The following is a 20,847-nucleotide window of genomic DNA, read 5'->3' as shown; positions in this document are numbered from 1 at the left end:
AGTAGACAGTATAATCCCTAACTGAAATTATTACTTTGATAATTAATGGTGTTTTACGCTATCGCTTTTTCCTGCTTCAAAAGCGGCTAATGTGGCTAAACGTGCTTGTTTATGGTCAACAATTGGTGCGGGATAATCTAAAGTAACGTGGTTAGCCTCTGCCCACTCATGCGGTGTGTGAATATATTTATCGGGTACGGATTGTAATTCTGGAAGCCACTGGCGAATAAATGCACCCTGAGGGTCAAATTTTTTACCCTGAGTGGTTGGATTAAAAATACGAAACCAAGGTTGTGCATCAGTACCTGTCGAAGCAGACCACTGCCAGCCTCCATTGTTTGCCGCGAGTGTGCCATCAATTAATTGCTGCATAAAATATTGTTCGCCGAGTCGCCAATCAATCAGTAAATCTTTCACTAAAAAACTCGCAGTGATCATTCTTAAGCGATTATGCATCCAACCTGTGGTATTGAGTTGTCGCATTGCAGCATCAACGATGGGGTATCCCGTTTGCCCAAGCTGCCACGCTTTAAAGTCAGCATCGGAGCTATTCCACTGAATGTGGTTGGTCCATTCAATAAAAGGCTGGTGGCGGCATAAGCGTGGAAAAGCGACGAGTAGATGATGGTAAAACTCTCGCCAAATTAATTCATTAAGCCATGTGAATGCCCCGCTATCTGGGGAATCAAAAAGCGGTGGATACTCAGCGAGCAGGCGATTTAAACATTGCCGTGGTGAGAGTACCCCAATTGCCAAATATGGGGATAACAGGCTGGTACCCTCAATTGAGGGAATATCGCGATGCTGTTGGTAATGCTGCACTTTTAGGCGACAAAATTGCCTGAGTTGTTGTCGTGCTGCTGATTCACCCGCTGGGAAATGTGGCGCAATATCGACGGCGTGATGCGCAAACAAGGGGAGTGATAGGTCATCGATAGCAAGTGCTTCCCCTCGTGGTTGAGGTGCTGGTAAGGAACGAAAATCGGTGGTCACTAATTGGCTAATAAAGGCTCGACGAAACGGAGTGTACACTTGGTACATTTCGCCTTTCTGATTTGTGACGGATTTTGGTGGTAATAGTAAGGCATCATCAAAAGCATGCACTCGGAAAGCGCGTTGTGGGTGATGAATCAACCATTCGTCTCGCCTATGCTCATTGAGTTCATATTGATGATTGAAATATAGGTGGTCAACTTGCTGCTGTTGAGCAAAATCCAGTACCCATTGTGCGGCACTTAAAAAATCGGGGGTTGTTTGGCAAAACAGAGGGATGCTTAATTTGGCCAGCGAGTCACGAAGCGCAATGAGATTTTGATGCAAAAAGGTGATTTGCCGAGAGGAGAGGTGATGTGCTCGCCATTGTTCTGGTGTAGCCGTAAACACGGCGAGCACTTTAGCATCAGGATCAGCACAAGCAGATGACAGCGCTTTATTATCGGTGACACGAAGGTCATTACGAAACCAGACTAGGTGACAAGCCTGTTTTTTCGCCATCTTCTGCTCCTTTGCCTTACATCAGGTTTAATCCAATTTAGGGTGCTGATTAATTAATGACTGACGCTTTTTCTCTAGCTCAGCGATCTGTTGTTCAATATCTTCAACTTTCTGTTCAATATTGTCATAGTGCTCGCTTAAGATCTCTTTCGCCTCTGCTCTATCAGATGCCGCAGGCGTTGCCCCTCTTAATGGTTTGTTTGCGGTCTCTGGCATAGTAATACCAGTATAGAGGCCAATTAAGGCGATAACCATTAAATAAAAGGCGGGCATATACAGATTATTGGTTGATTCAACTAACCATGCTGCTACTGTTGGTGTGGCACCGGCAATCAAAACTGAAATATTAAAGGCGATTGCGAGGGCGCTATAACGAATGTGCGTTGGGAAAATAGCCGGTAAAATTGATGCCATCACCCCTGTAAAACAGTTCAGTAGCACAGCTAAAATAAGCAAACCAACAAAAATCAAGCCAACAGAGCCGCTATCAATGAGCATAAAGGCAGGATAGGCTAACACTATCAGACCTAAACTCCCCGCAATAACGAATGGGCGGCGACCAATTTTATCGCTGGTTAAACCAATAATTGGTTGGACAAAGAGCATACCAATCATAATGGCAATGATGATCAGCACACCATGGTCAGCAGAATAGTTTAGGTTATGCGACAGGTAACTTGGCATATAAGTCAGCAACATGTAGTAAGTCACGTTTGTTGCGATAACTAAACCAACGCAGATCATCAAACTTTTCCAATATTTAGAAACGACTTCACGGAAAGAGACTTTCGGTGGATTTTGAATATTGGCTTTATCTTGTTTTTCGAGCGTTTCAATGTGTTGTTGGAATGCTGGGGTCTCTTCAAGTGCATGGCGTAAATACAGGCCAATGATACCTAAAGGCAGTGCAAGGAAGAAAGGGATCCTCCAGCCCCATTCGTGGAAGTTTTCTTCACCAACAATACTTGAAATGAGTACCACAACACCGGCACCTAGCACGAAACCTGCGATAGAGCCAAAGTCTAACCAACTTCCCATAAAACCACGTTTACGGTCAGGTGAGTATTCGGCAACAAAGATAGCTGCACCTGAATACTCTCCACCCACGGAGAAGCCTTGGGCGAGTTTTGCTAACAATAGTAGGATAGGCGCCCAGATACCAATAGTCTCATATGAAGGGATCAAACCGATACTGAAGGTACTGATCGACATAATGATAATGGTGACGGCTAAGACTTTTTGTCGGCCATACTTATCCCCTAGGATACCAAAGACGACACCGCCGAGCGGTCGAACTAAGAAGGGAACAGAGAAAGTGGCTAGAGCGGCGATCATCTGTACGCTCGGTGATGCGCCAGGGAAGAAAACTTGACCGAGTACATAGGCTAAGAAACCGTATACCCCAAAGTCAAACCACTCCATCGCATTACCCAGCGACGCCGCAGTGATGGCTTTTTTTAATTTTCCATCATCAATGATAGTAATATCATTAATATTTAAAGGCTTTTCTTTTTTCTTTTTGAACTTCATGGAACCATCCTTTTATCTGAATTTCGAAACGTAATGAATTGCATTCATGATCTGTGTGGTCCATATCTCTATATCTTGCTCGCGCCAGATAAAAACAGAGATCGTTATATTAGAATAGTCGTTATCTGTAGAATGCATCAATATTTTATTTATCACTGGCAAAGATCATCAATATGACGAGTGTTTCATATCGAATTTGCTAAGACGACTTGGGGAAAATCACCGCTAACAATTGCGCAGAGAAGAGCAGGGAATAGAGAAGTGTTGTGAGCTAGTTTGTTGTTGTGCATTTTGTAAAAAAAGCAAAATGAGAACCTTTATGTGACTTAAACAGGTCATCAATAATACAATAATATCGATTAAATGTAAAATGTCGGTTATTTATGCTGATTTTAGTGTCTTTATTAATTTTTTAACCTTGCCAAAAATACTTAATTGGTTTTTATACTTAGTGTGTTGTTTTTTAATAAAAAATTGCGATGTGTTTAATGCTTAATAATATGATGCTTATCTTAAATTTTTTACAAGAGGGGGAGTTATGCAGCAGCGCGCAAAAATATCGCGTTTGGCCTATTGGTAAACCATACCATTTATCCGATGGAGGGTATGGAATTTGAGTTATTTATCGATAGCTATTTTTGAGTCTTATTTCTGGTTTGAATTTCGTGAATATTTCTATTTTGATGCCAGCTTCTTGCTCTTCAATCACCAATTTAAATATTCTGGTACCTTAACCAATACAATTATTTATCTTATTTTTACTCCTCTAGGATAATCAACAAATTACTTATCATTATCAATATTATTTATTAAATACTCTTATTATGACTGGTTATTAAATAATTGTTAATATTATTGTTTTTTGATATTTCAGCGCACAATGAATATTTAATTTATGCTGTATCTAGATTCTTCTTTTGATATTAGTGGAGGATTGTTCTGTTCTTAATAGCTATTTGTTTTCCTCGGTAGGAACCGCAAATTTAATTCGTTACACTAAGTTTAAAGTGCGTAAATTGGTTTAATAATGATGATGTATTACAGAGAAAATAGATTTGATGCTCTGTGAATATTTTAACCTAATCTGACTGGAAAGAGTGCCATTATGAAAAAACAGACAGTTGCATCCTATGTCGCGAAAGTCCTAGATAATGCTGGTGTGAAGCGCATCTGGGGCGTTACGGGTGATTCACTCAATGGGCTGAGTGATAGCTTACGCCGTCTTGGCACAATCGAATGGTTAGGCACCCGTCACGAAGAAGTTGCAGCATTTGCCGCAGGTGCAGAAGCGCAAATGACGGGTAAGCTAGCCGTTTGCGCAGGCTCTTGTGGTCCGGGTAATATGCACCTAATCAATGGGTTGTATGATTGCCATCGTAATCGCGTGCCTGTATTAGCAATTGCTGCACATATCCCTTCTAGTGAAATCGGTAGTAACTACTTTCAAGAAACGCACCCAACAGAGCTATTTCGCGAATGTAGTCATTATTGCGAACTGATCTCTAACCCTGAGCAGCTTCCTCAAGTGCTTGGGATTGCGATGCGTAAAGCGATTCTAGAAAAAGGTGTCTCTGTCATTGTACTGCCAGGAGATATTGCGTTACGTGAAGCACCGGAAACAGCAAATGATACATGGTATCAGCCGCAAGCTCCGTTGATCATGCCTCAGCCTGCTGAAATTGCGAAGTTAGCGGACGCACTAAACCAAGCACAAAATATCACCCTATTTTGTGGGGCAGGCTGTGCTGGTGCACACGATGAAGTGATTAAGCTGGCGGAAACATTAAAAGCGCCAGTCGTGCATGCACTACGCGGTAAAGAGCACATTGAGTGGGATAACCCATATAGCGTTGGTATGACGGGGCTGATTGGTTTTTCATCCGGCTACCATGCAATGATGAATGCCGATACGGTGGTGTTACTGGGTACTCAGTTCCCATACCGCCCATTCTATCCTCAAGGGGCTAAGATTATTCAAATCGATATTAATGCAGGTAGCTTAGGCTCCCATTGCCATATCGATATGGGTATGATTGGTGACATTAAAGCCACTTTGACCGCATTGCAACCTCACTTAGACGTGAAACAAGATAGGCACCACTTAGATAGCGCATTGAAACATTATACCGAAGCGCGTGAAGGTCTTGATGATTTAGCGAAACCGGGTAAAGACGGTGTGATCCACCCTCAATATTTAGCAAGCCGGATCAGTGCATTGGCGAATGATGACGCGGTATTTACCTGTGATGTGGGAACGCCAACGGTATGGGCGGCTCGTTACTTAAAAATGAATGGTAAACGCCGTTTAATTGGCTCGTTTAATCATGGGTCAATGGCAAATGCGATGCCGCAAGCGATGGGGATCCAATCTGTCGATAAACAACGCCAAGTTGTAACCATGAGTGGTGATGGCGGTTTTAGTATGTTGATGGGGGATCTGTTGTCACTGGCACAAATGAATTTACCTGTGAAAGTCATTGTTCTGAATAACGGCGTGTTAGGTTTTGTCGCTATGGAAATGAAGGTAGGTGGCTTCTTAACAGAAGGCACTGATCTCCATAATCCTAATTTTGCGGCAGTTGCCAATGCTGCTGGGATCAAAGGGATCCGCGTTGAGAAGAGTGAAGATGTGGATGCCGCATTGAAGGAAGCTTTCGCTCATGATGGCCCTGTTGTTGTTGATGTTGTCACAGCAAAACAAGAACTTTCTATGCCACCGACAATTAATTTGCAAGAAGCAAAAGGTTTTAGCCTATATATGCTCAAAGCCATTTTAAGTGGTCGTGGTGATGAAGTTGTTGAATTAGCGAAAACCAACTGGTTACGTTAATCGGTCATTTTGACTGATCTGCTTTGCCGAATTAGGCAATTTACGCAGCCAACCAATTAGGGTTGGCTGCTATCTGTATGAGGGAATTAATACCCCGCAGCCGATTGGCTACGCCATAAATGAGCGGCAACTAAGGCACGCCATGGCGAAAATGCCTCTAACCATTTTTCCGTCTCTTTTGCTGTAGGCTGGCTCTCTGCGCCAAGTAGAGACTGCAAATTGCGCCTCACGGCCACATCGCCATGTAACGAGCCATCGAGGTAGTTAAAACCGCGTAAAAGCGCATAATTTACCGTCCATGGGCCAATACCTTTAAGGCTGACTAATTGGTCGGTCAATATTGTGACATTATGGTTGCTGATAGGTTGTGATAGGTCGATTTGCTGACTTAACAGTGCGTGACAAAGCGCTCGTATGGCGATGATTTTACCAGTAGAAAATCCAGCTTGGCGTAGTGATTCATCAGTCACTTTTGACACCTGCTGTGCATCTGGAAAACACCAAATGCCCGATGAGTGTTTTGAACCAGTGGCTTGAATAAAGCGACGACGTATTGCAATCGCGGCTGTTACACTGATTTGTTGGCCAATAATCGCCCACACTAATGCTTCAAATGGGCTTGAAGATTGATATATTCGTAAACCTTGTTGTTGCTTAATCAGCTTACCGATAATGGGATGTGATAAATATTCCGCTTCAAACTGTTCGACGGCTTGCCGTAAACCGAGCATATGTTTCCCTAGTTCAACAACATCGTATTCGCTGGGCCGATTTTTAGCGTTATCAATATCAAGGGTAATGTGTGCCTTGTCTTTATCAATCTCAATAAGTAATTGAGCTGGAGAGTGCGCCCACAATATACCTTTGCGCAATAAATTACCTTCAACAATTTCGGCAATATTATGTTGATCTCTTAAATGAAAGGCGAAAAAGTCATTCGTCTGATAATGGGGAGGTAGAGACAGCTGGGCGGTTATTTTTGGCATAGAGTAGGCCTTATCGGGATTATTATTTTTATGGACAAAAAATATGAGGTTATTTTGATATTTTTCGTATTTTGGCTTTGATAATTTTTAATTCAAAGGTGATATTTTAATCGAAAAGCGTTAGATTTATATAAAATAAATTTTCCATTTAAGTTAACTAGTTGCATTGAGGTTAAACTAAAAAGCAAGGAGCTAGCCATGAACCAATCTGAAGAACATCTCTCCTCAAGTAGAATTAATGAGGGTTCAGATCAAAAAACGGATTGCCCATCAGTAACGGTTGAAAATGAGCCTCTTTCTTCTGAACCCGTCGGTTTTGGGGGATGGCTACTAATCCCTATGTTAGGATTATTTCTTACGCTAATTATCACTCCTTATACTTTATTGAAAGACCTTCCAGAGCAGCTAGAAGGTTTGGAGAAGATGACTGACCCTACGTCATTATCATTTATTCCAATGGCTAGGGAGTTCATATATTTTAACTTACTCTCGAGTGCATTGATTTATGGCTTATTGTTATTCGTATGTTATCTCTTTATTTATAAGAAAAAATTGGTGATTAAAGTCATTATTCTCTTTTACGCGAGTGACTTCATACTATCCATAGCAAGTGTCGTTTTATTGAGTTCATTATTCTCAATATCAGCAGAGGATGAAGATATTGTAGATATTGTCGGTAGTGGGATACGCCTCTTTATTTGGGGCTTATATTTCTTAGTTTCTGTCAGGGTAAAAAATACGTTTGTTAATTAAGTAATAGCGATACTGAATATCGCGAATGTGAGGGTGCATGATTTACTGTAAAAGAGTCTATGATGCCGTTTCGTCTGAAGATGGATACCGTGTATTGGTTGATAGGTTATGGCCAAGAGGGATAAAAAAAGTCGCGCTCGATTATGATGAATGGAATAAAGACGTTGCGCCATCCAATGAGTTACGTAAATGGTTTCATCAACATCCTGACCAATTCAATAAATTTGTTGAAGACTATCATCAAGAATTAAGTCATCATTCAGCGGCTTGGATGCCTCTTGTAGAGAAAGCGAAGCTAGGCAATCTCACCTTGCTGTATAGTGCTAAAGATAAGGTGCATAATCAGGCACACGTATTGAAAGCATATTTAGAACGCTGTATTAAGTCACAAGAATAAGGTTATTAATCAGATGGATGTCAACACACCCGCAGTCTTAACGGGCCCTCAAAAAACACCACTACAAGGCATTAGAGGATGGCTTATTTTACCTATGCTGGGTCTGTTTTATATGCTTTATCAGACTATCATCATGATGTACTTAGATATCCTGCAAGTTAAATCAGCTTGGCACCTTGTGACGAATGAGCAATCTGATTTTTATGTCGATGGGTTTTCAAACGCTTTTTATATGCTACAAATGGCCCAAGGTATATTGATAGTTTTGTTGGCGTGGAACGTTATCGCAGCCTTCAAAGGCCTAAAAATCGCGAAACCTTTATTTATTATCTCGATGCTATTTTATACCGTGATGGTTGTTGTTTCGCGCTTTGTTTTCCCAAATATTTTTGGTATTGAAATTGAGTATAGCTACATTATTAATGTGGTAAATAGCTGTTTCTACTGCTTTATCTGGATCCCCTATGTTTTGATGTCAGATAGAGTCAAGCAGACGTTTATTCACTAGTCGCTCGTTGGCTGCCAGTAGGCAGCCAATGGCATAAAAAGGTTAATTTGCCAGCACTAATTCATTGGTCATCCCACATTGTTCAACAAAAGTCTCATCATGCGACACCAAAAAAAGCGTGCCTTTGTAGTCGCTGAGTAATCCTTCCAATAGTGTTTTTGAATCTAAATCAAGGTGGTTATCAGGTTCATCCAGTAACAATATCGCAGGGGGGGTTGGGCTATGGGTTAGCGCTAATAGCGTCGCTTTTAGTTGTTCACCACCGCTAAGTTGGCTAAGTGGTTGGAGTGACTTATCCCCTCGGATCCTGAGCATGCCCAATTGGGTGCGCCATTGTTCAACGGTAAATGCAGGTTGATAGCGTTGTAGCGCTTCCGCGACGGGGAGTGTTTTATCCAATAAATTGAGATGTTGATCGAGATAACAAAATGCAGGGTTAATTCGGTATTCTCCGGATACCGCAGTAATCATCCCCGCAAGGGTTTTTAACAATGTTGATTTACCGCTGCCATTACGGCCTTTAATGTGCCAATGTTCCCCTGTATAGGCAGTGAAAGAAACAGGCTCCGTGTAGCCATAAGGCAGTTGTAGCTGAGAGGCAAAAATCGTGACCTTACGACCATCTGGCTGGTAATTTAACGTCATTTTCTGTTGTTTATTATGGATCTGTTTGTCTTGTACGTCCTGTAATTGGCCTTGTAAATCGTTCATAACACGCTGATGGCGTTCAGCCACGTTAGATTGTCTTTTTTGCGCACGATTGGTTTGCATATCCAGTAGCAATAAGGACTGAGAGCCACTATAACGAACTTTTTCGCCTTGTTTGCGTCGTTGCTCTGCTTTTTGCAACGTGGCGTGTTGTTGGCGTTTTTCTTGGCGGATTTGGTTGTCTAGCCGTTCGGTTTTGGCCTCAATGGCTGCCATAGCAAAATGTTTTTGTTCTTCATAAAGGGCATAGTTGCCGCCATATTCATGTAGCCCTTTATCGGTTAACTCAAAAATCATTTGCATATGAGCCAGTAAAGCTCGGTTATGAGTAATAACCAAAGAGCCTGCTTTATGTTCTGCCAATTTATTGCTTAGCCACTGGCGACCCTCATGGTCAAGGTGGTTATCGGGTTCATCTAATAACAGAAAATGGTCTTTATGTAAGAAGGCTCGACATAATGCAAGACGAGTTCGCTCACCACCACTTAAGTGATTAATTGGAGCATCTATCATCACGGGTAATTTGGCTGAGTCCAATAAGCTCTGCCAAATGGCAGGTAAATGCCATTTATCTTCCAATAGCTCTAAGTCCTCCATAGTCGCATTACCCGAATCGACTCTTGTAAATGCATCGACCAAGGGGCTAACACCTAAAGCGTCTGCGATGGTATCTCCTTCTAAGCGTGTGAGCTGGTCAACGTGCATAAAAGGCATCGCCCAACTAACGTAGCCTGAGGTTGGTTGCATTTGTTGAGCAAGTAGCCGCATTAATACAGACTTTCCTTTGCCATTGTTGCCAATTAACGCATTTTTTTGGCATATCAAGGAGCCATTTAAGGGGGGAAAAAGCGCTGTTTGGTGAAATTCGATATTAAGTTGTGAAAAATGACAAGCAACAGTCATGTGTACCTCCTGAGAGCAGGGGGCAGACAACAGCGTGCTATCTTTCAAGAAATGAGACGATTGATGACCATTGTCTGCCAAAAACAGAAAAAGAAATACCGTGTTGGGTATCTGTAAGCATTTTCTGGCAGATCTCAAATCATCGTCGGGGAATACCTTTAGCTAGGTGGAAGAAAGAGTGATTTGATTATTTAATCAAACTCTATGCGTTTAGGCAACTGATAAAGTAGTAGGTATTGTGCTCTATGGGTCCGTATAAATTCCAAAAGAAAAGCCAGCCGATGATAAACCGACTGGCTTTTGGTGCATTGCCAACGAGATTTTTACAACTAAACTGTGGCTGGTTGAGCGACGTTCACATGCTCTGCCAACCATTGTGCGATGCGCTGTTTTTCACTTTCGTTCAGCCACATGCCCAATTTGGTACGACGCCAGATAGCGTCATCTAATTCAGTAACCCACTCATGTTCGACTAAGTAACGTAGCTCTGCTTCATAGACGTTATGACCGAATGCTTCGCCAAGATCGCTGAGTGAGTTAGCACCTTCGAGGATCAACTTGCTTTGACTGCCGTATGTTCTTGCAAAACGTAGAGCAAGGCCTTCTGGTAGCCAATTGTAACGTTGACGTAGTAAGCGTGCATAACCATCACGATCACAACCTTCAATGTCACCGCCAGGCAGCACACCATTTTTAGTCCATGCTGCACCTGCATTTGGGTAGTAAGGCGCAAGTTTACCGACAGCCGCTTCTGCGAGTTTACGATAAGTGGTTAATTTACCGCCGAAAACAGACAGCAGCGGTGCTTTGCCATTTTCATCGTGAATATCGAGTGTGTAGTCACGTGTAATGGCTTGTGGTGAATCAGACTCATCGTCACATAATGGACGAACCCCTGAGTAATCCCAAACAATATCCGCTTTGTTCAACTGTTTTTTGAAATGATCGTTATAGACTTTTAGTAAGTAGTTCACTTCATTGTCATCAATACGAACATTTTTTGGATCGCCTTTGTATTCGACATCGGTGGTGCCGATAATGGAAAATTCATCCATCCAAGGGATCACAAACACAATACGGTTGTCTTCATTTTGTAAAATATAAGCTTGTGGCTCATCATGAGCGCGAGGCACAACAATATGGCTACCTTTGATAAGACGAATGCCATAAGGTGATTTGAGTTTCAAACCATCGTCAAAGAACTCTTTTACCCATGGGCCAGTGGCGTTAACTAAACCTTTCGCCTTCCAAGTTTCTTTTTCACCAGTGCGCAGGTCTTCTGCTTCAACTACCCATAAGCCATCTTCACGATAGGCTCGAGTGACTTTTGTACGTGTGCGAACCTCACCATTTTTACGTACCACTTCTTGAGCGTTTAATACAACCAAACGCGCATCATCGACCCAACAGTCTGAATATTCGAAACCTTTGTTAAGTTCAGGCTTAAGGACGGAATTTTGACCAAATTTTAACCCTTTACTGCCGGGCAAGCTGGTACGTTTACCCAAGTGATCATACAGGAATAAGCCAATACGGATCATCCAAGCTGGGCGTAAGTGAGGTTGGTGCGGCAGACGGAAGCGCATTGGAAACGCAATGTGTGGCGCAAGTTTTAATAACACCTCGCGTTCAGCAAGTGCTTCACTCACAAGGCGAAATTCATAATGCTCAAGATAACGTAAACCACCGTGGATCAGTTTTGAACTCGCAGATGATGTCGCACTTGCTAAGTCTTGAGCTTCAAGCAGCAATACAGATAATCCACGGCCAGCGGCATCTGCCGCGATACCAGCGCCGTTTATACCGCCGCCGATTACAATCAAGTCTTTAGTTTCCATGCATCCCCCTGAGATGTTCGAAACGTTTTCTATAATGTTCGTTTTCGCTCATTTGATTGTAATCAAAATCGATTAATATGCCAACTGTTAACCAACAAAAAACAACAACTCGTGATAAAGGTAACAAATTATTTTCAATAACCACACATATACTGTGGCTATTTTTACAAAGTGAAAATGTTCGAACATTAACGAAAGAATGTCATTGAGAGCGTTATCGAGAGGGTTAACGAAAAGGTTAAGTTTGGCAGGAAAGGAAAGATGGTAGCCGATACTACCATCTAGATTAAAGTATTAGCACAGCTCGAGTTGTACATTGTGCTGTTCAATCACTTTTTGAATGCTTTCAGGTGGTAGCTTGTCGGTAAATAAATGATCGATCAGATTCATATTGCCGAGGTTGACCATGGCATTACGACCAAATTTTGAGTGGTCAGTGACTAGCATCACACAACGTGAGTTTTCGATAATTGCGCGTTTGGTGCGCACTTCGTGATAATCAAACTCAAGTAGTGAACCATCCATATCAATGCCGCTGATCCCTAAGATACCGTAATCCAGCCTAAATTGTGAGATAAAATCCAGAGTTGCCTCACCAACAATGCCGCCATCGCGTGAGCGTACTTCGCCACCCGCGAGGATCAAGCGGAAGTCTTCTTTTGGCATTAGTAGTGTGGCGACGTTTAGGTTGTTGGTCACGACCCGTAGATTTTTATGATTCACCAGTGCATGAGCCACGGCTTCAGGGGTTGTACCGATATCGATAAATAAGGTTGCACCATCAGGGATCTGGCTGGCAACGCGTTGAGCAATGCGAGCTTTTTCATTTGACCACATGATTTTACGGTCGTGATAGGCCGCATTAACCGAGCTAGAAGGCAGGGCTGCACCACCATGGTGGCGCTGGATCCTATTTTGTTCTGCGAGGTCGTTGAGGTCACGACGGATCGTCTGAGGGCTAACCTCGAAATGCTCAACAAGCTCTTCAGTGCTCACATAGCCCTGAAGGCGAACGAGTTCGATGATTGCATCATGTCTCTGGGTCTGTTTCACGGTGTTAGCCTCTAACTAAATATGTATGTTCTATCTGGAGCGATGGGATGTAAAAGTATGTCGATTATCCCATATTCCCATCAATAATCCGATAATTAACCCCGATATATGTGAGGCATTTGCGATATCAGGACCTAAAATTTCTAAGTTACCTAACACGAGCCAAACAACAACTAGAATGATTAACCCTCTCGGAGCACTGACCTCTTTTTCGGGTTGACGTTCACCCATTAGCCAAACGTAGCTGATCAGCGCGTAGACAACCCCAGATAGTCCACCAAAATTAGATGCACTATACAGCGATTGCCCCCAATTACAGAATAAGGCAGATACTAAAAAGATCGTTAGTAATTTACCGGAGCCTAGCCTACGTTCAACTTGGCTAGCTAAATACCACCACAAAACGAGGTTAAAAATGAGCTGAGATAGGGAAAATTGAACGAATGCAGGGCTAAACCACCGCCAAAGTTCAAATTGCTGCCCTTCCCGTGGCCATGCAAGATAACGTAGCACATCAAGGTGCTGGGTTATGGCTAACCAAAAATAAACGCCAGCACAGATCAGTATGACGGCGATGGTTAAAGGACCTGATTGTGCTTTGAGATTAGCCAAGGTCAAAGTGTTGCGATATTTAAACGCGGTTTGGGTGTTACCTATTTTCCAGCTTGCTTCGGTATAACGGGGGTTTGATGGATCTTGCAAAAAAAGGTTAAGCTCTTGCTGTACTTTTGCGAGATATTGCTCATCTTGAAGCCAAAGCTCTATTTGCTGCTGCTCTGGAACAGGATGGACTTTTAATTCGATATGTTGGCTTGCCATATAATCGACAAAAGCCTGGGCCATTCTGGGATTTGTGAATGAAACAACATGGATCATGAATGGATTTTCTCGCTTAGAGAGCCGTAACGGCTTGTGGATATTCCCTCAACCAAGCCTCAAAACCACCATTGATACTGTAGACGGATTCGAAGCCAATATTAATTAAGTACTGTGCAGCTCCTTGGCTGCTATGACCGTGATAACACATCACCATGATGGTCTGCTCATAGTCTGTTTGTGCTAAAAATGCGCTCAGTGTTTCATTGGTCAAATGATAGGCGCCACTTGCGTGCCCCGCACGGAAGCTTTGTGGGTCACGAACATCCACTAATATCGCGGTGCCATCAACCCAATGTTGGTATGCCTGTGCAGGCGTTAGCGTCTCAAATTGTTCCATAAAATACCGAATTATAAAGGTGATGAAATAATAAAAGACACCCGCAATGAGATACGGGCGCCGTCAGATTAGCAAGTTTAGGTGAACAATTAGTAGAACGAATGCTCACCACGTTGGTGCTCAGTAAGATCTTTAACACCTTTTAGCTCGCCTTCAAACATTTTGAGAAGTTCTTTTTCAATCCCTTCTTTTAATGTGACATCGACCATTGAACAGCCGTTACAACCGCCACCAAACTGTAAAATAGCAAAGCCGTCATCAGTGATCTCCATTAGTGAGACACGACCGCCATGGCTTGCAAGTTGTGGGTTAATTTGTGATTGTAAAACATACTCAACACGTTCGATAAGAGGTGCGTCATCAGAGACTTTGCGCATTTTTGCGTTAGGCGCTTTGAGCGTCAGTTGTGAACCCAACTGATCTGTCACGAAATCAATTTCTGCGTCTTCTAAGAATGGTGCGCTGATCTCATCAACATAAGCGGATAGGCGCTCAAATTTCAATTCTTGGTCTGTTGCTTCAACAGCGTCCGGTGGGCAGTAGGAAACGCCACATTCAGCAGAAGGTGTGCCTGGGTTGATGACAAACACGCGAATTTGGGTGCCTGGCTCTTGGTTTTCCAGTAATTTGGCAAAATGAGCCTGTGCTGCTTCAGTAATATTAATCATAATCATTTGCTCAATAATAGTTGACCGCTTTAGTTGGTTATAATACGCCCATTTGCCCCATTCCTACAAGGTGCGACAGAGTGACCAAGCCTGTACTGTCTCTACACCCGCACAAATCAGCAATTGTGCCGCGGCTTGCATCGTCGCGCCTGTCGTCAGCACATCATCAAAAATAGCGACGTGCTGCCCTATGACAGGGGTTGTTAGGGTAAATGCGCCATTAAGATTGCTGTGGCGGTGTTTACGTTTTAATGTTATCTGAGCCAGTGTATCACGAGTGCGCAATAATGAATTTCGTGAATAGGCAATATTTAACCACTTGGCTAAATATTCACCGATAAAAGCAATGTGGTCAAATTCACGTAACCATAGCCGCTTAGGGTGTGAAGGGATTGTCAAAAGCCTATCAGGCTTAGGCCAAAGCTGCTGGCGATAACCATTAAGCCAATGTAATGCGTACACTTTAGCAAGCGTGAAAGCTAATTGAGGCTGTGGGTTAAACTTATAACGATGGATTAATTTACGTAAAGGGGCTTGATAGGGGCTAACAGCGATTAACCGATGCCACGCAGGCGGCTGAATTAAGCAGCGACCACATAGGATGTGGCCTTGTTCGGCTGGTAGTGCGCACCGATGGCAGACATTTGACATGGTTGGGATGCGCTTTATGCAGAACGCACAAATCCCGTGATCCACTAATTTTAATGGCTGCTGGCATAGCCAACAGGCACCTTGCATTGTTAGCATAAGCATATTCCTGTGAAAAAAGAGAGTGTAACCATGACGCAGTTGTACTGGGAGACAATCGGTGAAGGTTCTCAAGATCTTGTGTTGCTGCACGGATGGGGGCTGAATGCCGAAGTGTGGCGTTCCATTATTCCGCGAATCTCACCGCATTTTCGTTTGCATTTAGTTGACATGCCTGGCTATGGTCGTAGCCAAGGGTTTGATGCGATGAATTTAGCCGCGATGGCTGATACTTTATGGCAGCAGGCGCCTAAAGAGGCTATTTGGCTCGGGTGGTCACTGGGGGGATTAATCGCCAGTCATATTGCACTTAGCCATCCTCAGCAGATAAAAGGATTGATTACGGTCGCTTCATCACCTTGTTTTCAAGCCCATGAGGGGAGCTGGCCGGGGATAAAATCAACGGTGCTACTTGGGTTTGAACAGCAACTATCGACAGATTTTCAGCGCACAGTCGAACGTTTTTTAGCATTGCAAACGTTAGGCACTGAAAGCGCTCGTCAAGATGCTAAATTGCTAAAATCTGTGGTGCTCGAGCAGCCTATGCCAAAAGTGGAAATTCTAAATGCAGGGCTAGAAATTTTACGTATTACAGATTTACGTGAGGAGCTTAAAGCTCTCACCGTGCCATTTTTACGTCTTTATGGTTACTTAGATGGTTTGGTGCCACGTAAAGTCGCGACATTACTTGATGAACGTTATCCTAATTCACCTTCTGTTGTGATGCGCCATAGCGCCCATGCACCCTTCATTTCCCATCCAGATGAATTTTGTGAATATTTACTGGACTTTCTGGCACGATTGGAAGAGTGACCTATTAGCTCAGTGGCAATAAGCCACTGAGTAAAATGATAAAACTAACGTTGCTGGGTAGGCGAAAATAGAGCATAAGGGGGAGCTGGTGCGTTGTGCTGCCCAGAAAGATGTGCGTCATGGAGCGCTAAAGGGGATTTATCCCCTAGAAATAGTTCGCCATAAGATGGAGGAACGGCAGAGCAGGTAGAGCCAACCGTGTCTTCTGCCATCAACGCCTCGGGTGGGGCGGAAGGCTCAAAAGGGAGTGGTGGCGCGGACGGCGCAAAAAGGTTTGCACGATGGGTTGCCGTTTGTTCTTGGTCGGCGGCAGGTGGTCGGTGGTAATAAAACTTTTTGTATTTCAATGTTTCGGTAGAATAGCCATTTTCAAGGTTATAAGCCGTAGCTTTGCTAATCAGCGTCGTAAGAAAGGCGTCAATACTATAGAATTTTTCAACACCGATATTAGGGTCAAAGAGGGTGAAAGTTGTGACATCATCCGCTGGATTTTTACGGATATAGGCCGCTAATGTATCTTTACCGGCAAAAATTTGTATCCCTGTCTCTTTATTGCCTGTTTCAGCCTGCCGTGCGTCTTCACGTAACCCTAGTTTAATTTCAACAGGCGTTTTTATTTGAAAAAAATAGCTAAGCTCAGTTTCACTCGCTGTGATAAATCCATTTTTTGCCATAAATTGGTCATATTGCTTTAACTTGGGGCAACGCATTTGTTCCGCAGCGGTATTAAAGCAGGCCTCTATTAGGCTTTTATCGGATTTGGTAATGAGTTTTGATAAATTATTGGGGTATCTGCTGAGTAATTTTTTAAATAAAACCTTATTTAATGAGGGGGCGAGCTCATCAACGTTTTTAAGTGCTTTATTTTTCAGTGCATTAAAATATTGTTCAGCTAATTGATGAACGCTGTCACTATATTTTTTGAAATGTTGGCTGCTTTCAATATCTGCTTTTTGGTGGGGTGTGAGTGATTGTTTGACGCCTAAGCCTCGGCGATCAATTTTGCTAGAGCTGGCATGATAGTCTTGATAGCGTTTAATCACATCTAAGGGTTTTTGGATATCAAGTACTTTTTTGATACTTGTTGTGAGTAATTCATGGGAGATATCGGTTTTATTTGAAGTTAAGTGAGTACGATTAAGATAATCTTGCGCTCGCGATAACAAGCTGATGTAACTGTTACCACTATTTTTCACTGAGGTAACGAGGAAATAAGCGGTAAGGCCTTTGGTTAAATTATATTTCACTTCTGATGGGATTGCTTGATAGCCGAATTGACGAAGGTAATTAAGCGTATTATTTAAAAATAGGCTTTTATCAAATCTTGTCATACATACTTCCTCTTTTAACCTGAATGAAGTCATGTATTTTAGTGAGTAATTTGATTAAAACTTTAAAAAAGAGACATTGTCGAGGTCGCGTAAGTCACTCACAGAGCGGGGGTGACTTTATTTTATATAAAGGGTGTGAGCAATTACTGCTTTCGGGGCATCCTTTACAGCTTGTTCCGGTTAAACAGGCTGTTATATCGACTTTTTCGATTTTGTTCATTGCGACTAGTTTATCGAGCATCGCTTGGATAAGTGATTTAGGGGCATGGAGTCGTTGGCTGAGTAAGTCGAGGTCAGCTTGCCCATACAGTGCAATGAAATCCCTGATTTGTAACAAGCTGACCATCGTTATTCCCCGTTAGTGGCAGGCCTTGCCTGAGCAGTCGGAACAAGATTTGGCGGTTTGATTTGCCAGATTCAGTGTTACTCTGCTCCGTGCTCGGCGCAATAAGGTAAACAGCACAAGATTAAATATGATAACTGCAACAATAATAATTAAGCTGCTTTGCGGGTGCTGGCTAAAAGTTGCAGCTTGGTAGAACAGAGCCGCAAGGCTATAAGCCACATTCAGCCCCCATAAAATGGAGAATGCCATCCAGCTTTTATTGGTTTCACGAGCGATAGCCCCCATGACCGAAACACAAGGGACATACAGCAAGACAAAAATAAGGTAGCTGTATGCGGCAATATCGGAACCAAATTTGGCTGCCATGGTGCCCATGGATCCAGAAGCCATTTCACCATCGCCTTTACTTGCCTCGATTGGATTAGAAAGTGCACTTAGGGTAAAGGTCTCTTTCAAACTATCCCAAGTTTCTGCGACTGCATCCCCCAACTCATCGAGTAAATCAAAGGATTGGGCATCGAATGGCTCGGCTGTGATATTTTCCGCGGTGTAGAGGGTGTTTAATGTTCCTACAACAACTTCTTTTGCCATCGCACCAGTAATCAAACCAACAGTGGCTTGCCAGTTATCGGTATGCACTCCGATAGGCTGTAAAACAGGGGTAATCACTTTACTGACGGAAGCAAGAGCGGAGTCATTAATATTATCGACAGGTTTTCCTGAAAGGGAAAAACTATTTAAAGCGCCGATAAACATACTGGCAACCACGATAACTTTACCCGCACGGATCACAAAGCCTTTTAGGCGCTGCCAAGTTTGGATCAACAGTGTTTTTAGGTGGGGCACATGATACACCGGGAGTTCCATCACAAAGGGAGAGGCTTCACCACGCATTAAGGTATGTTTCAGTAGCAAACCCGTTAAGATAGCGACAACAATTCCGAGGATATAGAGTGAAAAAACAATACTTGCGCCACTTTTCCCAAAAAACGCGGAGGCGAATACCGCGAAGATAGCGAGCCGCGCACCACAAGACATAAATGGAGCCATTAATACGGTAATGAGGCGCTCACGAGGTGCATCCAACGTACGTGCGCCCATAATGGCGGGAACATTGCAACCAAAACCCACAATTAATGGCACGAAGGATTTACCCGGTAAGCCCAAGGCCTGCATTAATCTATCCATCACAAAGGCGGCTCGTGCCATATAGCCCGAGTCTTCTAAGACAGATAAAAACAGGTACATCATACCAATTTGCGGTACGAGAGGGAGTACGGTATTGATACCGCCACCAATACCTTGTGCAAGGAAGACGGTGAGCCAATCAGGGAAACTGAAATACGCCCCTACCCACTGAATACCATGGATAAAGATGGCTTCTGAGGCACCTTCAAAGAACGGCTGCAAAGCGCCACCAATATTAATTGCCAAGACGAACATTAAGTACATGACAAATAAAAAAATCGGAACGCCAAGCCAGCGGTTAAGGATGAGTCTATCAAGGGATTGCGTTAATTTGTTGGGCTCCGCGGCACTGTTATTGATGGATTTCTCACAAATTGCAGCAATGGATTGGTAGCGGGCATCGGCAATTAACAGTTCAGGCTCTTCATTTAAGCTAGCTTTTAAGTGCTGTTGAGTTGCCTGCAATTGCGCTTCTGTAATATTCGCGCGCTGGCGGCTATAAATATCGCCTTCGAGTATCTGCAATGCTAACCAACGACGTTGTTGCTGACTAAATTGCTGCGCCGAGATCTGCTCAGAGAGTGAATCCACCTCTTGTAATAAGGCCGCCGGATATTCAACCAGCGCTGTCATATTGTTCTGAGGATGTTTATCAATCGATTGTTTGAGTTTATCAATCCCTGTCGCACGGGTTGAAACCAACGGAATGACAGGGCAACCCAACTGCTGTTGCAGTTTTTCAACATCAATCTCAATGTGTTGGCTTTGTGCAATATCCAACATATTAAGTGCGATGATGCAAGGCACCCCCAACTCCACTAATTGCAAAGTGAGGTAGAGGTTGCGCTCTAAATTAGAGGCATCGACGACGTTAATCAGCATATCGGCTTCGCCGCTTAAAATAAAATAGCAGGCGATTTGCTCATCGAGAGATGTCTGTTCTGAAATGGTGGTTAGCGAATAAGTACCGGGCAAGTCAACTAATTCAATATGATGCTCAGCCGTATTAAAACGCCCAACTTTCCTTTCGACGGTGACACCAGCCCAGTTACCAACCCGTTGGCGAGAGCCAGTTAATTGGTTAAATAGCGTTGTCTTACCTGCATTTGGATTGCCAATGAGGCCGATGGTTAATGGTTTCATAGTGTTTACCGATAATAAAAATACAAAATAGTAACGTGGTATAACAACACCTGATATTAAGTCGGCGTGGCTTCATCAAGGTTGAGTAAGGCGAGATCTTTTTTTCGTAGTACAAGACTAACTCGATGCGTTTCGATTTGTATTGGGTCTCCTAAAGGAGCAAAACGTACTACTTTAAAAATGGAACCCGGTAATAAACCAAGCGAGAGCAGTTTTTGTCGGTAAGCGGGGCTTATCTGCGGTGAAAAACCGAGTATTTTGTAGCTGTGTTGAGGAAGTAGTGACATATCGCCTTCCATTAGTCATAGGTAATAATACTGATGATTGTTATTAAGAGAGATACAAGTAAAAAGTCAGCATAAACAGAAAAAAATCTAATCAATAATGATAATAAT

Annotated in this window: 19 protein-coding genes; 5 read left to right on the top strand and 14 right to left on the bottom strand. The window is 43.0% G+C overall.

The window, feature by feature from the left end; all coding sequences use genetic code 11:
- Positions 1 to 42: 42 nt before the first annotated feature.
- Positions 43 to 1,494 (bottom strand): deoxyribodipyrimidine photo-lyase, encoded by a 1,452-nt coding sequence (gene phrB / locus PR675_RS12360; RefSeq protein WP_014657027.1) that lies wholly within the window; start codon positions 1,492 to 1,494, stop codon positions 43 to 45.
- A gap of 27 nt (positions 1,495 to 1,521) precedes the next feature.
- Complete coding sequence (gene proP, locus PR675_RS12355; RefSeq protein ID WP_004923504.1) at positions 1,522 to 3,024, bottom strand: glycine betaine/L-proline transporter ProP; 1,503 nt, start codon at positions 3,022 to 3,024, stop codon at positions 1,522 to 1,524.
- A 1,105-nt stretch (positions 3,025 to 4,129) separates the two neighbouring features.
- On the opposite strand from proP, the gene poxB reads away from it, so the two are divergent.
- Positions 4,130 to 5,854, top strand: coding sequence for a ubiquinone-dependent pyruvate dehydrogenase (gene poxB, locus PR675_RS12350; protein ID WP_004923516.1), 1,725 nt, complete (start codon positions 4,130 to 4,132; stop codon positions 5,852 to 5,854).
- An 86-nt stretch (positions 5,855 to 5,940) separates the two neighbouring features.
- Here poxB and PR675_RS12345 read toward each other — a convergent pair whose 3' ends face one another.
- Positions 5,941 to 6,840, bottom strand: coding sequence for a DNA-3-methyladenine glycosylase family protein (locus PR675_RS12345; protein WP_004923520.1), 900 nt, complete (start codon positions 6,838 to 6,840; stop codon positions 5,941 to 5,943).
- 198 nt (positions 6,841 to 7,038) lie between these two features.
- Here PR675_RS12345 and PR675_RS12340 point away from each other — a divergent pair, with 198 nt between their 5' ends.
- From PR675_RS12340 to PR675_RS12330, 3 genes are read left to right on the top strand one after another with little or no spacing between them, the layout of a single operon-like run.
- Positions 7,039 to 7,593 (top strand): DUF2569 family protein, encoded by a 555-nt coding sequence (locus PR675_RS12340; protein WP_060561283.1) that lies wholly within the window; start codon positions 7,039 to 7,041, stop codon positions 7,591 to 7,593.
- Between the two features lie 37 nt (positions 7,594 to 7,630).
- A complete protein-coding gene (locus tag PR675_RS12335) occupies positions 7,631 to 7,990 on the top strand; it encodes a DUF488 domain-containing protein (protein WP_014657025.1) in 360 nt (119 codons plus the stop codon).
- Positions 7,991 to 8,003: 13 nt separating this feature from the next.
- A complete protein-coding gene (locus PR675_RS12330) occupies positions 8,004 to 8,498 on the top strand; it encodes a DUF2569 family protein (RefSeq protein WP_014657024.1) in 495 nt (164 codons plus the stop codon).
- Positions 8,499 to 8,540: 42 nt separating this feature from the next.
- Here the strand turns inward: PR675_RS12330 and PR675_RS12325 are convergent, their stop codons facing one another.
- From PR675_RS12325 to PR675_RS12295, 7 genes are all read right to left on the bottom strand, one after another.
- Complete coding sequence (locus PR675_RS12325; RefSeq protein ID WP_150376107.1) at positions 8,541 to 10,109, bottom strand: ATP-binding cassette domain-containing protein; 1,569 nt, start codon at positions 10,107 to 10,109, stop codon at positions 8,541 to 8,543.
- 329 nt (positions 10,110 to 10,438) lie between these two features.
- Complete coding sequence (gene glpD, locus PR675_RS12320) at positions 10,439 to 11,947, bottom strand: glycerol-3-phosphate dehydrogenase (protein WP_272582750.1); 1,509 nt, start codon at positions 11,945 to 11,947, stop codon at positions 10,439 to 10,441.
- A 294-nt stretch (positions 11,948 to 12,241) separates the two neighbouring features.
- Positions 12,242 to 13,000, bottom strand: a complete 759-nt coding sequence (locus PR675_RS12315; RefSeq protein ID WP_004923543.1) for a DeoR/GlpR family transcriptional regulator — start codon at positions 12,998 to 13,000, stop codon at positions 12,242 to 12,244.
- A 30-nt stretch (positions 13,001 to 13,030) separates the two neighbouring features.
- The gene (gene glpG / locus PR675_RS12310) at positions 13,031 to 13,876 is read right to left on the bottom strand and encodes a rhomboid family intramembrane serine protease GlpG (protein WP_014657022.1); all 846 of its coding nucleotides are present in this window, start codon (positions 13,874 to 13,876) and stop codon (positions 13,031 to 13,033) included.
- A gap of 16 nt (positions 13,877 to 13,892) precedes the next feature.
- On the bottom strand, positions 13,893 to 14,216 hold the full coding sequence (glpE, locus tag PR675_RS12305; protein WP_004923549.1) for a thiosulfate sulfurtransferase GlpE: 324 nt from the start codon (positions 14,214 to 14,216) through the stop codon (positions 13,893 to 13,895).
- Positions 14,217 to 14,305: 89 nt separating this feature from the next.
- Complete coding sequence (gene nfuA, locus PR675_RS12300) at positions 14,306 to 14,884, bottom strand: Fe-S biogenesis protein NfuA (protein ID WP_014657021.1); 579 nt, start codon at positions 14,882 to 14,884, stop codon at positions 14,306 to 14,308.
- Between the two features lie 63 nt (positions 14,885 to 14,947).
- Entirely contained in the window at positions 14,948 to 15,631 is a 684-nt protein-coding gene (locus tag PR675_RS12295; protein WP_014657020.1) for a hypothetical protein, read from the bottom strand.
- Positions 15,632 to 15,664: 33 nt separating this feature from the next.
- Here PR675_RS12295 and bioH point away from each other — a divergent pair, with 33 nt between their 5' ends.
- Complete coding sequence (gene bioH / locus PR675_RS12290) at positions 15,665 to 16,444, top strand: pimeloyl-ACP methyl ester esterase BioH (RefSeq protein ID WP_060561281.1); 780 nt, start codon at positions 15,665 to 15,667, stop codon at positions 16,442 to 16,444.
- 44 nt (positions 16,445 to 16,488) lie between these two features.
- Here the strand turns inward: bioH and PR675_RS12285 are convergent, their stop codons facing one another.
- The 4 genes from PR675_RS12285 to feoA all read right to left on the bottom strand — a co-directional run bounded on the left by PR675_RS12285 (position 16,489) and on the right by feoA (position 20,739).
- The gene (locus PR675_RS12285) at positions 16,489 to 17,775 is read right to left on the bottom strand and encodes a hypothetical protein (RefSeq protein ID WP_060561280.1); all 1,287 of its coding nucleotides are present in this window, start codon (positions 17,773 to 17,775) and stop codon (positions 16,489 to 16,491) included.
- A 94-nt stretch (positions 17,776 to 17,869) separates the two neighbouring features.
- Positions 17,870 to 18,121, bottom strand: coding sequence for a FeoC-like transcriptional regulator (locus tag PR675_RS12280; protein ID WP_040132687.1), 252 nt, complete (start codon positions 18,119 to 18,121; stop codon positions 17,870 to 17,872).
- A gap of 12 nt (positions 18,122 to 18,133) precedes the next feature.
- A complete protein-coding gene (feoB, locus tag PR675_RS12275; protein WP_060561279.1) occupies positions 18,134 to 20,452 on the bottom strand; it encodes a Fe(2+) transporter permease subunit FeoB in 2,319 nt (772 codons plus the stop codon).
- Positions 20,453 to 20,508: 56 nt separating this feature from the next.
- On the bottom strand, positions 20,509 to 20,739 hold the full coding sequence (feoA, locus tag PR675_RS12270) for a ferrous iron transporter A (protein WP_036942241.1): 231 nt from the start codon (positions 20,737 to 20,739) through the stop codon (positions 20,509 to 20,511).
- Positions 20,740 to 20,847: the final 108 nt, after the last annotated feature.

The organism is Providencia sp. PROV261 (genome assembly GCF_028477945.1).
Taxonomy (GTDB): Bacteria; Pseudomonadota; Gammaproteobacteria; order Enterobacterales; family Enterobacteriaceae; genus Providencia; species Providencia stuartii.
This window is presented reverse-complemented; position numbering and strand designations above follow the sequence as displayed.